The following is a 14515-nucleotide window of genomic DNA, read 5'->3' as shown; positions in this document are numbered from 1 at the left end:
GTTTCTGGTGGCAATATCGGAGGGGGTACACCCGTTCCCATACCGAACACGGCAGTTAAGCCCTCCTGAGCCGATGGTACTTGGGGCTTGCCCCTGGGAGAGTAGGACGCTGCCAGAGAATTTTTAAAAGCCTCACGGTGAAAAAACACCGTGAGGTTTTATGTTTCCAGTCTCTTATTCGGCTATTTGGCTTGGTGCCGGGTTCTTTTCCAAAGTAATTTACAAGGGTATGTCCCTTTATTTTTATGAATTACTGCCATAAGTTTAAATTTACCGCAGAACCAGTTTCTTAAATCCACCGAAATCCTTAGCCATAACTGATAGGGTCCGCTTCAAATTTCCCCGTCTCCTTTTAAATTCAAACCTTTCGGTACAAACAGTCTGTTGTTTTCCCTGCGGCATCACATGCTGTTACGCAATATTCATAGTTTACCAGCCTCTGGAATAATCCTTGAAGCAGTCAAGACATACCTTTTTGCCGTCATTCATTCTTATTTTATGTTCCGGTACGCCTTCGCCGCAGTGTTCACAAACTACTGTGGCAAACATTCTTGCTGTTTCCGGCAGATTGAAATTTGGTTTGTTGAAATTAAAAATTTCATCCGCCGGCGAATTCAATATATACTCCTGGCGCTGCCGGCGGTCCATTTCATCATTAAAAGGCTTGGCAATCATTCTGAGACTATTACCATCGGACCGGCTGAAAAAACTGAAAGCCATTTTGCCCGTGCCTTTGTAAAGAAGGTTGCCTTTTCCTAATGTGCAGCCTGTGATAACTTGAATCGCATCTACTCCACAGGCATCGTTTTCGGTAACACATACGATTTCTTCATCTTTTGAGAATGCAATCCCCATTTTTTCCATCGCTGCTTCACAAGCCTTGAAGCCTATGGCGAGTCCCGGGCATTCATGTCCATGAAACGCCACTGATTTTTCCCATAATTTCTTGTTCATATTGCCCTCCTTTAAAAAATAAAACCACGAAAAGAGCTGTTCCTTACAGCATCCCTTCATAGTTTGTTTATAATAATAGCTTCTTTTTGATAGTTGATTAACAGCAGAGCTTTTCCAAACCTTCTTGGTTTTGTTTCTTTGTACAGAATAATAAAGAAGTGTTAAAATGTCAAACGTTTTATCAAGGGTACTTTATTTTTGAAAAAAGGTATGTCCCTTTCTTTATTGGGGGGCTTCCTCATAAGAAGGTTTATCCCCTTTCTTTATTGCTTAAGACTAGCAGCAGTGTTCGAAAAGGCTTGACTTGCCCGGACCGGGAGTTTGTCCGGAGCGGCGCGGAGCACTGGGTGCGGTTTATAGCGCGTGCAGGCATGCAGAAAAGCCCGAGTAGACGCGTAGGCAGCGCATGGCAGCCTGGTACGCGGCGGTTGATAAAACGATGCTATTTGAGTATCATAAAAATTGCGGAGAGAGCGGAGGATAACCCCGGGCCGACTACCCCCAAAAGCTTTTCGAACACGGTCATATTTCAACAATCTATAGCAATTGAACGAAAATAGGAATAATTCAGTAAAATAGTGGAATAAATCAAAGAAAATAAAAGTTGACATTATATGGTATTATTTACATATAAACCCTTGAGAGGTGGCCGACCATGAAAATGATTTGGCGGCTAATTTTTGTTTTTATGATTGTTTTGTGCCTTTCTTTTGCAGCCGGAGCGTTGCTGAATAAAACATTCCAGCTCATAGAGCCGGTTGTCGGGCGGTATCTTCAGCTTTAAAAATCTGTCCGATCTTGTTTTTATGGATAGTATATTGTAAAATTATTTGATAGCTAACAAGAAGTAGTATTGGGGGCATTATAGTGGCAGAAAAAGGAACCTGGTTGGTTAAAAAAGGTTTGGCTGAGATGTTGAAGGGTGGCGTGATTATGGATGTCACCACCCCGGAGCAGGCAAAAATAGCGGAGGAAGCGGGCGCCTGCGCGGTAATGGCGCTTGAGCGGGTACCGGCTGATATACGGGCTGCCGGGGGAGTGGCCAGGATGGCTGAGCCCACCGTTATTTTAAAAATAATGGAAGCTGTTACTATTCCGGTAATGGCAAAAGTGCGTATCGGCCACTTTGTGGAAGCGCAGATTCTTGAGTCTCTTGGAGTGGATTACATTGATGAGAGCGAAGTTTTAACACCGGCTGACGAGAACCACCACATAAATAAAAATGCTTTTAAGGTGCCTTTTGTTTGTGGCGCCAGAAACCTGGGTGAAGCATTGAGGCGGATTGGCGAAGGAGCGGCAATGATCCGTACAAAGGGCGAACCGGGGACCGGCAACGTGGTGGAAGCTGTGCGCCACATGCGGATGGTTATGGGTGAAATGCGCAGGCTGCAGAACATGCCTAAAGAGGAACTGATGGCTGCGGCAAAAGAAATGGGCGCGCCTTACGAGTTAGTGCTGCAGGTAGCCGAAACAGGCAGTCTCCCGGTGGTGAATTTCGCGGCAGGCGGAATAGCCACTCCGGCTGACGCCGCCTTGATGATGCAGTTGGGTTGTGACGGGATATTTGTGGGTTCCGGGATATTTAAGTCAAATGAGCCGGCGGCTAGGGCCAAGGCTATTGTAGCCGCAACTACACATTACAGCGATCCCGGCATGCTGGCGGAAGTCTCGAAGAACCTGGGCGAAGCGATGCCGGGTGTGGAGATAGCCACTATTTCTCCTGAATATCGCATGCAAGACCGCGGCTGGTAGAAAAAATATCGTGGAAGGAAGTTTAGTATATTATGCGAATAGGTGTTCTGGCCCTGCAGGGAGCTTTCAGGGAACACCAGAAAATCCTTGCGGAATGTGGAGTAGAGTCGACGCAAATCAGAAAGAACACGCAGCTTGATGGTATATCAGCGTTGATCATACCTGGCGGCGAGAGCACAACCATAGGAAAGCTGATGAACGAATTCGGACTTTTTGAGCCCATCACAAGAATGAGCGAAGATGGTTTGCCGGTATTCGGCACCTGTGCCGGGCTGATCATGTTGGCTAAGGAAATCAACGGTTCCCGGCAGGCCCGCCTTAATTTGATGGACATATCGGTGGAGCGCAATGCCTTCGGGCGGCAGGTTGACAGTTTCGAAGCTGATTTGGATATACCTGTTTTGGGAACGCGACCATACCGGGCCGTTTTTATCCGCGCCCCATATATTACAAGTGTCGGCAGAAGTGTTCAAGTGCTGGCGAAATATGAAGAGAAGATAGTGCTAGCCCGTCAGGGAAATTTTATGGCGGCGGCTTTTCATCCTGAGCTGACCGCAGATTTGAGGCTCCACCGCTATTTTATAGAAAATTGTTTATAATTCAACAATATTTTTGATATTGTAAATTGAGATCGGATATAGTATATTTAATTAATAAGTTAATAATAACCCTGTGAAGGGGTAAAGTAATCAGCTGTATCCTTTTCAGAGAGCCGGTGGTGGCTGTGAACCGGTAAGAACGGCATGATGAAACAGGCTCCCTGGAGGAGGTTTACTGAAAGCAGTAGTAGGTAAACCCGGGTAAGTTCCCGTTATCACAAGCTCAAGAGGGCTGGAATTATTCAGGCCAAAAAGGGTGGCACCGCGGGATTAACCTCTCGTCCCTGTTTTTTGGGGATGAGGGGTTTTAATATTTTAAAGTTAAATTTAAAATGAGAGAGGGGAGAGCTTCAAATGCAAGACAAAAAATATTTAATGATTCCTGGTCCCACACCTGTACCGCCAACAGTGGTTGCCGCCATGTCGCAACCTCTCATAGGCCACAGGTCCGATGATTTTGCCAAATTGCATGAGCAGATTGTTGGAAAATTAAAGAAAGTTTTTCAAACCAATAACGACATCTTTGTATTGACTAATTCCGGTACCGGCGCGCTGGAGACGGCCATCGCCAACACAATAAACCCCGGCGATAAAGTATTGGCCTTGATTACCGGGAATTTCGGCGAGCGCTTTGCAAATATCGCCAAGGCATACGGCGCTCAGATTGACGAGGTGGATTTTGGCTGGGGCAATGATGTTGATTTAAAGGTCGTTGAGGAAAAACTAGCCGCTAATTCCGGCTATAAAGTTGTCCTGGCGACCCAGAACGAGACTTCTACCGGTGTAAAAAACGATATTGCGGGAATTGCCGCGCTTGTATCTAAAACGCCCGCCCTGCTGCTGGTCGACGGTGTTAGCGGCATTGGCGCTATTGAACATAAAACAGATGAGTGGAGTGTCGACATCCTGTGCACGGCTTCTCAGAAAGCGCTTATGTTGCCGCCCGGCCTGTCTATGGTTACCGTCAGTGAAAAAGCCTGGCGGGTAGTCAATGAAAACCAGTCGCCACGGTTTTATTTCAGCCTCCTGGCGGCCAAGAAAGTATATGATAAGTGGAATACCGCTTACACACCCGGCGTGTCGATGTTCTTGGGGCTGGATGCCGCCCTGGACATGATGCTGGCGGAAGGCATGGACAATGTTTACGCGCGCCATGCTCTGCTGGCCAAGGCTACGCGGGCTGCCGCCAAAGCCTTGGGATTAAAGCTGCTTTCTGAAGACCGCTGCGCGTCCAACGCGCTCACAGCCATCTGGAGCCCGGAAGGCATCGGCGCTGACGATATTCGCAAGGTACTGAAAAAACAGTATGGGATCGCTTTTGCCGGCGGCCAGGGAAAATTGAAAGGGAAAATTTTCCGGATAGCTCATATGGGCTTTGCTGATAAAATGGATATTATGATTGCCGTCAGCGCGCTGGAAATGGCACTGGCGCAAGTCGGCTATCCTGTTAAGCTTGGTTCGGGTGTGAAGGCGGCTCAGGAAGTATTCTTGGGAAAGGTGGAATAAGGATGAAAAAAGTTCTGGTTATGGACGGTGTTGCTGAAATCGGCTTGACCGCTCTCAGACGCGAACCGGATATCGAAGTGGTTATCGGGGAAAAAATGTCCGAGGATGAGTTGGTTGGTATTATCGGTGAATACGACGCCATGATCGTGCGGAGCGCCACAAAAGTCACCGCCCGGGTGCTGGAGCACGCCTCCAGGATGATCATCGTGGGGCGCGCGGGTGTTGGTATCGACAATATCGACGTGGCTGCCGCCACAGCAAAAGGAGTACTTGTGGTGAACGCCCCGGACGGCAATACCATTGCCGCAGCCGAGCATACCATGGCCATGATGCTGGCGCTTACCCGCAATATTCCACAGGCATGGGCAACTCTGCGTTCCGGCAAGTGGGACAAGAAATCCTTTATGGGTGTTGAATTCAGGGATAAAGTTTTAGGTGTCATCGGATTGGGCCGGATCGGGTCGGCTGTGGCGAAACGCGCTCAGGGCATGGAGATGAAAGTTATCGCCTACGATCCGTATATCAGCGAGGAAAAAGCTGAGAGTCTCGGAATACAGTTGCTCCCGCTGGAAGAGTTATTTAAACAAGCCGACTTTATTACCAATCACCTGCCGTTGACCAAGGAATCCAGATATATCGTCGGGGAGAAAGCCTTCAGCCTGATGAAAGACGGGGTGCGGATAGTTAACTGCGCCAGAGGCGGCGTGGTTGATGAGCAAGCGTTGTACGCGGCGATGAAGTCGGGCAAAGTCGCCGGGGCGGCGCTGGACGTATTTGAAAAAGAGCCTACCACGGAGAGCCCGCTTTTCGAATTAAACAATTTCATTGGTACCCCGCACCTGGGCGCTTCTACCGAGGAAGCCCAGCTCAACGTGGCCTTTGACGTGGCGCTGGAGATTGTGGCGGCCCTTAAAGGTGACATTGTGAAGAATGCTGTTAATATTCCATCCTTGAGTCCGAAAGTAATGGCGGTTGTCAAGCCTTACCTGACCCTGGCGGAAAAAATGGGCAAATTTGTGGCCCAGTTGGCGAGCGGGCGGACCGATAAGATTGAAATCAGATACAGCGGAGATCTGGCGGGTCAGGAGGTCGCCCCCATTACCACGGCAGTATTAAAAGGCTTCCTGGATACCATCCTGCAGGAAATGGTCAACTTTGTTAACGCCCCGACCCTGGCCAAAGATCGCGGCATCAATGTGGTTCAGCAGCAGGCCGGTGAAGAAGGCGATTACGCCAATCTAATAACGGTCAAGGTTATTTCGGACAAAGATGAGATTTCAGTGGCCGGGACTATTTTCGGTGGCACCGACCCGCGGTTTGTGTTCATTGACGGCTACCACGTGGATGCGGTGCCTGAGGGGCACATGCTTTATGTTCCACATACCGACAAGCCGAAGATCATCGGCCCGGTAGCCAACCTGATTGGAGCGCATGACATTAACATATCCGGTATGCAGGTAGGCCGCAAGTCTATTGGAGGCAAAGCGGTAATGCTCTTGAATGTTGATACTCCCGTACCTGAGGAAACCCTGGCGGAAATATCTAAAATCGACGGAGTGCTGAGTGTGAAAAACGTAGGTTTATAAAATTCTCTAACCAGTTGCCGAGAATTTATATATTAGACGGCGCCTCAAGAGAGGCGCCTTTATATTGACTTATTCAACTGCTCAGGAATCAGCCTTGAAAATTCAGAATTCCGACTCCTGAATTTTGACTGCCGAATTATTTTACAAACTATTACCGTTATAGTATAATACTACGACTAATATTTTACATAACTATATTTTATGATTTCAACTGGGGGAGAGGTAATGCTTGATTTAAAATTTGTTCGCGGCAATCCCGAGCTGGTGCGGGAAGCTCTTGCTAAACGAGGCTCTCCGGTTTCCCTGGATGATTTTCTTGACCTGGACGAACAGCGCCGGGACAAACTGTTTATTGTGGAACAGATGAAAAGCAGGCGCAACATTGTGTCCGAGGAAATCGGGCGTTTGAAGAAGGCCGGCAAAGAAACCAAAGACATGATTCTGGAAATGAAAGAGCTTTCACAACAGATAAAGGAAAGAGATGAAGAGATTAAAGTCATTGAGGAAAAACTGCAAATTATCCTGCTGAACATCCCCAACGTGCCGCATGAATCGGTGCCGGCCGGCAGCTCCGAAGCGGATAACCCGGTGGTGCGCACTTGGGGCGAACCCAGGAACTTTGATTTTTCACCCAGACCGCACTGGGAAATCGGCGAGGCTCTGGATATCATTGATTTTGAGCGGGGCGGCAAGGTCACCGGCGCCAGGTTCAGCTTCTATAAAGGTTCCGGTTCCCGGCTGGAACGTTCAGTGATCAGCTATATGCTGGATTTGCATACCGCTGAGCATAACTATGTGGAGATATTTCCGCCATTTATGGTGAACCGGGACAGTATGGTGGGTACCGGGCAACTGCCAAAATTTGCCGAGGATATGTTCAAAATTGAAGGTACTGACTATTACCTGATCCCAACCGCGGAAGTGCCTGTGACCAACCTTTACCGTAACGAAATTCTCGACGGCGAAAAGTTGCCTATATATCATTGCGCCTATAGCGCCTGCTTCAGGGCTGAGGCGGGGGCGGCCGGCCGGGACACACGCGGATTAATCCGCCAGCACCAGTTCAACAAGGTTGAATTGGTAAAATTCTGCCGTCCCGAGCATTCCTACGACGAACTGGAGAAACTAACGGCTAATGCGGAAAGAGTCCTGCAGTTGCTGGGCCTGCCTTACCGTGTGGTTGTTCTCTGCGCGGGCGACTTGGGCTTTTCTTCTGCGAAAACTTATGATATCGAAGTTTGGCTGCCCAGTTATCAGGATTATAAAGAGATTTCTTCCTGTAGTAATTTTGAAGACTACCAGGCCAGGCGGGCAGGGATCCGCTTTCGGAACGATAAAGGGAAAGCTGAATTGGCGCATACTTTAAATGGCTCAGGCCTGGCGGTCGGCCGCACAGTGGCCGCCATCCTGGAAAATTACCAGGAATCCGACGGTTCAGTAACCGTGCCGGAAGTGTTGAGGCCTTACATGGGCGGGTTGTCCAGAATTTATTGACATCATTCTTAAATTGACACATAATTTCATCTATGATAAACTTATTAGTACGTTATCATGTGTATAAACCGGCAGATGGCGGGATTGAACGGAGGGGTGTCCGAGCGGTTTAAGGAGGCGGTCTTGAAAACCGTTGGTCCTTTTGCGGGTCCCGTGGGTTCGAATCCCACCCCCTCCGCCATGATATCGTGAATTGTAAAGAAGAAGGAAATATTGTGGAGAGTTGGCCGAGTTGGCTGAAGGCGCTCGCCTGCTAAGCGAGTAGACGGTGTTAAACTGTCTCGAGGGTTCGAATCCCTCACTCTCCGCCAATATCCTGTTGAAAGCTGTTGAACCAAACATAGGAGTGGGCGACAGCTTTTCTTATGCATGTATTATGTAGTATTGTAGTATGCATATGAAAATAAATCTAATTTTACTGCTATGCCAAAGAGGCAGCGAGGAATACGTGATTAGATAATAGGATTAAAATGAGAAAGGTAGTCGATAAATTAAAGAGGTTGGATAACAATGGCAATAGCAAAACAATATCAATCTGATGTTGACGCGATAGTGGCAAAACGTTATGACAACGGCGCTGACTATTGGACTACTCCCGACAAACGCCTATGTAAGGGAAGCCCATTTTCTACCCTTAATTGTGCGTTTCTGTTGCTGGAATTGGGTATGGAGCCTTCCGATCCTTTATTAATGGGGATTGCCGACCTGTTTTTAAGTTCATGGCGGAAAGACGGGCGGTTTAAGTTGTCCCCGCAAGGCGCAATATATCCCTGCCATACCATTAACGCCGCCAATGTTCTTTGCCATTTAGGATATGCTTCCGACAGCAGGCTTCAGAGTACCTTTGACCACCTTTTGGAGATACAGCACAGTGACGGCGGCTGGCGTTGTAAGAAGTTTAGTTTCGGGAGAGGCCCGGAAACAGAGTTTTCAAATCCCGGCCCGACGTTGACAGCTCTGAATGCTTTTCGATTTACAAGTTTGCTCAATAAAGAACAAGCCCTTGATCGAGCCGTAGAATTCCTGCTTGAGCATTGGACGATCCGCAAGCCTCTTGGCCCTTGTCATTATGGAATTGGTACTCTGTTCATGCAGGTTGAGTATCCTTTTGCCAATTACAACCTTTTTGTTTATGTCTACGTTCTCTCTTTCTACGATAGCGCAAAGAGGGATAAGCGATTTCTGGATGCGCTTGGGATTTTGGAATCCAAATTGGTTGACGGCAAGATTGTAGTGGAGCGGCTTAATCGGAAATTAGCCGGGCTTGCCTTCTGCAAAAAGGGAGAACCAAGCGACTTGGGGACTATGCGTTACCATGATATATTAAAAAACCTTGGTTGAAATTATGAAAAGACGGGGATGCTTCTCTTACTTGAAAATTGTTTTATCGTATGATATTATTGAATAAATTTGGAAGATTGGAGTTGAAAGGATGCGTAACATTTCTTGCTAATATATTAAGGCATAATGAAATTCATGGAAGCGGCGGTTACCGCGTGTTTTGTTATGCCTGTGCAAGAAAGTTACTAATTCCTTTAACTCAGCGAATATAGCTTTGTCCTGCCGTTTTGGCTTGGGCATTGATGTGTTTGTGAGCTGCAAGAATTAACTTTCTTGCAGCTTTCATAATTTCACAGGAGGACAAAGCTATGTCGCTAATCAACATTTCAAACCTAACCTTTGCCTATGAAGGCAGTTACGATAACATTTTTGAAAATGTCAGCTTTCAAATAGATGCCAGCTGGAAACTCGGTTTTACAGGAAGAAACGGCAGGGGAAAAACTACTTTTTTAAATTTGCTGCTCGGTAAATACAAATATAGCGGCAGCATTTCCGCTTCGGTAAGTTTTGAGTATTTCCCTTTCGAGGTTGCAGACAAGACTATAAATACCATTGAGATTGTAGAAAACATTAGCCTTGAGCATCTGCATTGGGAACTTATGCGCGAGTTATCTCTCCTTGAGATTGACGAGGATGTGCTGTATCGCCCGTTTGGCACGCTTTCAAACGGAGAGCGGACAAAGGTTTTGCTTGCAACGCTTTTTTTAAGGGAAAACAGCTTTTTGCTTATTGACGAGCCTACCAATCATCTTGATATGCATGGTAGAGAAATCGTCAGCAATTATCTGAACAGCAAAAAGGGCTTTATTTTGGTATCCCATGATAGAGCCTTTCTCGATGGTTGTATTGACCATATTCTTTCGATTAACAAGACCAATATCGAAATTCAGCGAGGTAATTTTTCGTCTTGGCTTGTTAACAAAGAACGTCAGGACAGCTTTGAGCTTGCGGAAAATGAAAAGTTGAAAAAAGAAATTAAACGTCTCGAAAAAACCGCAAGAGAAAAAGCCGCTTGGTCTAACATAGCGGAAAGCAGAAAAATCGGATTTGATCCTGCCAAAACCGAAAAAAGCATTGGCCGGCGTTCCTATGAGGGAGTAAAATCAAGAAAGCTAATGAAAAGAGCAAAGGTGATTGAAGCAAGGCAGCAAAAAGCTATAGCAAAAAAATCCAATTTGCTTAAAAACCTTGAAAACTCGGAAAATCTTAAAATAGCACAGCTTTACTATCACGCAAATCGTCTTGTGGCATTTGATGATGTTTCAATTTTTTACGGAGAGAAAGCCGCTTGCCGAAATGTCAGCTTTACTGTTGAACAAGGTGACCGAATTGCTCTCTGCGGCAAAAACGGCTCGGGCAAGTCGAGTATCATCAAGCTGATTTGCGAAGAGAACATAACCTATACAGGAAGCTTTCAAAAAGGAAGCCGTCTGCTTATATCTTATGTATCGCAAGACACGTCATATCTTAACGGAAATTTATCCGATTACGCCTTGCAGAACGGTATAGACGAGAGCCTTTTCAAAGCAATACTCCGCAAGCTTGATTTTTCGAGAGTACAGTTTGAAAAGGATATGAGGGATTTCAGCGGTGGGCAAAAGAAAAAGGTGCTGATTGCCAAAAGCCTTTGCGAAAAGGCACATCTGCTTATCTGGGATGAACCGCTTAATTTCATTGATGCAATATCCCGTATGCAGATAGAGGAATTATTGCTCGAGTTCAAACCCACAATTTTATTTGTGGAACATGACAGCGTATTTTGTAGTAATATAGCTACAGAAATAGTTCAGTTGTAGCTTCATATTGAATGACAAGATAACAATCCAATTCCTTTGAGGCCACAATAAAGGGATTGTGGCCTCAAATTGAGATTAGCGCTTATATAAAAACTGAATAATGAGCGATAAGGGAAAGCGGCCTGCCTTATATGAGTTATTCCGTGTGAAGGGATAGTGTTTTATTTTGCTTCGTGCACACCCCTGATTTTTCCCTTTAAGATAGGCCAAATGGCTATAGAAGTAATCGCATCCTATAAAATGTAGCCATTATTTTATAAGTCTGTAGAAGCCGGACCCTGTGATAGGGCGGGTCCCGGACCTTGTTCTATTAAGTCTTTAGCCCGGCTGATGAAAATAGTTTTTGAGGCGCTGTCGTATTTCACCTGGCAGCCTAATTCTTCAGCAATAGTCCTTAAAGGGACCATTGTTATCGTCTCATCCCTGGTGAACGGGGGTGTCCCGCATTGTTTTTCAACGCCGTTGACAGTGTATGTCTGCCGGCCGACATACATGGTGATGGAGGTGTCTGCGCGGCAAATAGTCACCTGATCCGGCTCGGTCCATGTTACCTCGCCCCCCAGTGCTTTCGCCAGGTTTCTCACCGGCGCCATGGTGACGCCGTTTTTGTCGTACGGAGGGACGTCAAAAGGAATCGGCCTGCCGTCTACCAGCACATGGATTCTCGCTGAATAATCGGGTGAACATGAGGCGTCATTCAGCAAAGAATCAATATCCGAGCTGTTTGACTTGGTTAGCACGGGGATATTTACCCGGACATCCTTATCTGCTTTGTCCCTGGAACTGCATTCTAAATGCAAGTCAATAAGAGTAATGTTCTCGCTCACGTCTTTTACATTTACCTTGATAGAATCATCGGACTTGGCATCATTGCCGGTTTGCCGCATCTGCCCTTCGATTTGCCCGGCAATATCTATTTTTTTCCATTCGTCCCGGACAGACAAATTTACACTGTATGTTCCTTTCAAGTTCTCATTGCCGCCGGTAAAATCGGTGTTTACCGTTAGCCTGCCGGTCGATTCCGAATTGCCGCCGAAATTCATTGCCGCAGCCAGCTTGCGCTGCCCCGCCGGCAACAGGGAAACTTCGTATGTTAGTTCTTCTAAATCAAAAATATTTGCCAGTTCCTGCTGTATTTTCTCGGGGCTTGCCGGGTAGTCGCCATTACTGACGCCAGCGTCAATTCCGGCTATTATTTCACTTTTAATTATTTCCTTGTCTGCTTCGGGTTCCATAGAGGAACCTATTTCGGCTATTATGGACGCCAATCTTTCCTTTTCATCCACGCTTTTTTGCATAAACGAGTATACTACATCGCACAGCCCCTGCTGGTCTATACTAAAGGTGGCTTTCTGGTTGACTAACGAGACAGAAAAATACTTGTCCGGAATAGCTTCAACCATGAAAACCAGCAAATCCTTGGAGCCCGGCGGCAGGTATTGTCCCTCGCGGTATGTATATGAGTTCCATAGCTCACCGATTTCGTTTCCGGTATAATAGACGTATTGGGGAATGTTTTTCAGTCTGTCGGTTTCAAGAGCCGGGTCGATATCTTTGAGCAAGGACAGAATTTCCGTTGACAGGATCAGCTTGTTGTCATCAATGAACAGGCTGCCGGAATAGTTGTTATGATTGTAAGACAAATTATAGTCCAGCGCCGCTTTTTTTTCGGGGGAGTTGAGCTTGTAGTCAAACTTCAGCTCAGAGCCGTTCAATTTCTTTAGCGCTTCATCATCCGAGACGAGTGAGCCGCCGAATGTTTTTAAAACCAGGGCGGCGGTGCCTGAAGCTTTTTCCAGAAGCCCGTCCGGCGGGCTGAAACTATAGCTTTGCAGACCGCTGAGCAGCAACTGTTTTGCCGTTGAGGTAGATGCCGCCTGTACGGGGTAAATAACGCCGAGAAATAAGGCAAAACATAGCAACAGCGATAAAATCCTTTTATTTTTCATAGAGTTTGTCTGTCCCCCCATGTTAATAAATTCCTATCTACACTTTACCATAGATTGGGCAAATATTGTACATAAATTATTTTGGCTTATGAACAGAAATTCTTTAAAAATCTATCCTGAAACGGCGCATGAACCAGTCGTCGTCGAATCTCCGCCGGGTGAAAAAAGCAAGCCGCTGTTCCAAGGCGCCGCCGCGCAGCACTCTGCTGACAATTTTTTTTAGCCGGGTGGGGGAGCTGACCAAGTCAAGGATTTTCTTAATGCGGTCATAATTGAAATGAGAGTAAGCCATGCGCAGCAGATTGTAATGCACATGATCAAATGTTACGGGGTAGGGATGTTTATTGCGAAACAAATGCAGTATTTTAACTGATGGGTTCACATATAACCGGTATCCGAAGAGCCACAGTTTAAGTGAGATTTCAACGTCTTCATATCCCCAAACAATAAAGCCGCTGTCGAATCCCCCTACTTGGTGAAACGCTTCGGCCCGGATAGCGAGGCATCCCCCCGGCAACAGAGGTACGCTTGTCAGTTCCCGATTAGCGGGCGGCGGCAGCCAGACGGTTTCCAGACGCTTGTTCCAGGTCTGCCCGTAGCCTGCCGCCGCCGGGTTTTTCAAAGAGCCTATGGCCGGCGAAACAGCGTCAACTTCAAGGTGCCGGGAAAAAGTATCCAGGAGGACGCGCGGCCAGTTTGCCGGTACGGTTATATGCGCGTCGCAAAAGATCAGGTATTTGCCGTGAGCTGCCGAAGCGCCGAGGTTTCGCGCCCGTGCGGCCCCTAACCCCGGAGCGGGGAGGTAATTAACTTTCCGATAGAGGGAACTCTCTTGCAGAAATGCGCAGCAGCCGTCTGTGGAACCGTCGTCCACGACGATGATTTCGTCTTTATTGCCTGGCGCGGCTGCAATTATTGAGTCTATAGTCATTTTGACATTTGCGCCTTCATTTTTACAGGGGATAATTATTGATGCTTCCATAAGAACACCCGCCCGAAGTTTTTTATTATAACTTATTAAGCGGAGTGGGAAAAAGCGACTAAGCAAAAAACACGACAAAGCAATAGCTTGACTAACCATAATGATTTTGTTAAAATATATTGCAACGTGGAAAAGAGAATAATTTGCGCCTGTAGCTCAGCTGGATAGAGCGTCTGACTACGGATCAGAAGGTCGGGAGTTCGAATCTCTTCGGGCGCGCCAGGAAAATCAAAGCTTCCGGGTTTTATGCCGGAAGCTTTTTTAGTTGGACGAGTTTGCCAATCAAAACAAAGTCCTTGCTACCGAAGGCTGCCAAGAGTAAATGGGGCGGGTAGATGGAGAGAAAGATAACGCTCTTACCCGGGGAGGCCTGGGTTCTAGAAGCAGATTTGAAAAATTTCTTCGGGAGTCTCGACTATGCATGGATGTTAAAATTTGTACAGCATCGAGTGGGAGACCCCACTTAAAAGTTGGGCAATTGTCCTATAATGATACGGTGTATGATTAGCTGTATGATTATAGGACAATTGGATAAATACTATACAGGCATTAATAT

At 46.7% G+C, this 14515-nt stretch carries 11 protein-coding genes, 3 tRNA genes, 1 rRNA gene and 1 other annotated feature; of the genes, 12 read left to right on the top strand and 3 right to left on the bottom strand.

Annotated features, from left to right (window positions below; all coding sequences use genetic code 11):
- Nucleotides 1–3 precede the first annotated feature (3 nt).
- Nucleotides 4–118: ribosomal RNA gene (gene rrf, locus L9W92_RS13995) — 5S ribosomal RNA — on the top strand.
- A 311-nt stretch (nucleotides 119–429) separates the two neighbouring features.
- Here the strand turns inward: rrf and L9W92_RS13990 are convergent.
- On the bottom strand, nucleotides 430–954 hold the full coding sequence (locus tag L9W92_RS13990) for an FmdE family protein (RefSeq protein ID WP_240084365.1): 525 nt from the start codon (nucleotides 952–954) through the stop codon (nucleotides 430–432).
- A gap of 655 nt (nucleotides 955–1609) precedes the next feature.
- On the opposite strand from L9W92_RS13990, the gene L9W92_RS18960 reads away from it, so the two are divergent.
- The 10 genes from L9W92_RS18960 to abc-f all read left to right on the top strand — a co-directional run bounded on the left by L9W92_RS18960 (nucleotide 1610) and on the right by abc-f (nucleotide 11028).
- The gene (locus tag L9W92_RS18960; protein WP_282442371.1) at nucleotides 1610–1738 is read left to right on the top strand and encodes a hypothetical protein; all 129 of its coding nucleotides are present in this window, start codon (nucleotides 1610–1612) and stop codon (nucleotides 1736–1738) included.
- An 83-nt stretch (nucleotides 1739–1821) separates the two neighbouring features.
- Entirely contained in the window at nucleotides 1822–2706 is an 885-nt protein-coding gene (gene pdxS, locus L9W92_RS13985) for a pyridoxal 5'-phosphate synthase lyase subunit PdxS (protein WP_240084364.1), read from the top strand.
- A 32-nt stretch (nucleotides 2707–2738) separates the two neighbouring features.
- Entirely contained in the window at nucleotides 2739–3305 is a 567-nt protein-coding gene (pdxT, locus tag L9W92_RS13980) for a pyridoxal 5'-phosphate synthase glutaminase subunit PdxT (protein ID WP_248286048.1), read from the top strand.
- 64 nt (nucleotides 3306–3369) lie between these two features.
- Nucleotides 3370–3594: a binding site (T-box leader), on the top strand.
- A gap of 65 nt (nucleotides 3595–3659) precedes the next feature.
- Nucleotides 3660–4811: a pyridoxal-phosphate-dependent aminotransferase family protein gene (locus L9W92_RS13975; protein WP_240084363.1), complete on the top strand. Its 1152-nt coding sequence runs from the start codon at nucleotides 3660–3662 to the stop codon at nucleotides 4809–4811.
- Nucleotides 4812–4813: 2 nt separating this feature from the next.
- Nucleotides 4814–6397 (top strand): phosphoglycerate dehydrogenase, encoded by a 1584-nt coding sequence (gene serA, locus L9W92_RS13970; protein WP_240084362.1) that lies wholly within the window; start codon nucleotides 4814–4816, stop codon nucleotides 6395–6397.
- Between the two features lie 225 nt (nucleotides 6398–6622).
- Nucleotides 6623–7891 carry a serine--tRNA ligase gene (gene serS, locus L9W92_RS13965; RefSeq protein ID WP_240084361.1) on the top strand — a complete coding sequence of 423 codons (1269 nt, stop codon included), beginning with the start codon at nucleotides 6623–6625 and terminating at the stop codon, nucleotides 7889–7891.
- 90 nt (nucleotides 7892–7981) lie between these two features.
- Nucleotides 7982–8072, top strand: a tRNA-Ser gene (locus tag L9W92_RS13960).
- A 36-nt stretch (nucleotides 8073–8108) separates the two neighbouring features.
- A tRNA-Ser gene (locus L9W92_RS13955) sits at nucleotides 8109–8202 on the top strand.
- A gap of 199 nt (nucleotides 8203–8401) precedes the next feature.
- Nucleotides 8402–9232: a prenyltransferase gene (locus tag L9W92_RS13950; protein WP_240084360.1), complete on the top strand. Its 831-nt coding sequence runs from the start codon at nucleotides 8402–8404 to the stop codon at nucleotides 9230–9232.
- 308 nt (nucleotides 9233–9540) lie between these two features.
- Nucleotides 9541–11028, top strand: coding sequence for a ribosomal protection-like ABC-F family protein (gene abc-f / locus L9W92_RS13945; RefSeq protein WP_240084359.1), 1488 nt, complete (start codon nucleotides 9541–9543; stop codon nucleotides 11026–11028).
- Nucleotides 11029–11282: 254 nt separating this feature from the next.
- Here the strand turns inward: abc-f and L9W92_RS13940 are convergent, their stop codons facing one another.
- Both L9W92_RS13940 and L9W92_RS13935 read right to left on the bottom strand, forming a co-directional pair.
- Nucleotides 11283–12977, bottom strand: a complete 1695-nt coding sequence (locus L9W92_RS13940) for a copper amine oxidase N-terminal domain-containing protein (RefSeq protein WP_240084358.1) — start codon at nucleotides 12975–12977, stop codon at nucleotides 11283–11285.
- Between the two features lie 103 nt (nucleotides 12978–13080).
- Nucleotides 13081–13959, bottom strand: coding sequence for a glycosyltransferase (locus L9W92_RS13935; RefSeq protein ID WP_240084357.1), 879 nt, complete (start codon nucleotides 13957–13959; stop codon nucleotides 13081–13083).
- Nucleotides 13960–14104: 145 nt separating this feature from the next.
- On the opposite strand from L9W92_RS13935, the gene L9W92_RS13930 reads away from it, so the two are divergent.
- Nucleotides 14105–14181 (top strand) — tRNA-Arg (locus L9W92_RS13930).
- The last annotated feature ends 334 nt before the right edge of the window (nucleotides 14182–14515 follow it).

Origin of the sequence: Pelotomaculum terephthalicicum JT (assembly GCF_022410535.1) — a bacterium.
GTDB lineage: Bacteria > Bacillota > Desulfotomaculia > Desulfotomaculales > Pelotomaculaceae > Pelotomaculum_D > Pelotomaculum_D terephthalicicum.
The sequence above is the reverse complement of the archived record's forward strand: the minus strand, read 5'-3'. Positions and strand labels throughout refer to the sequence as shown.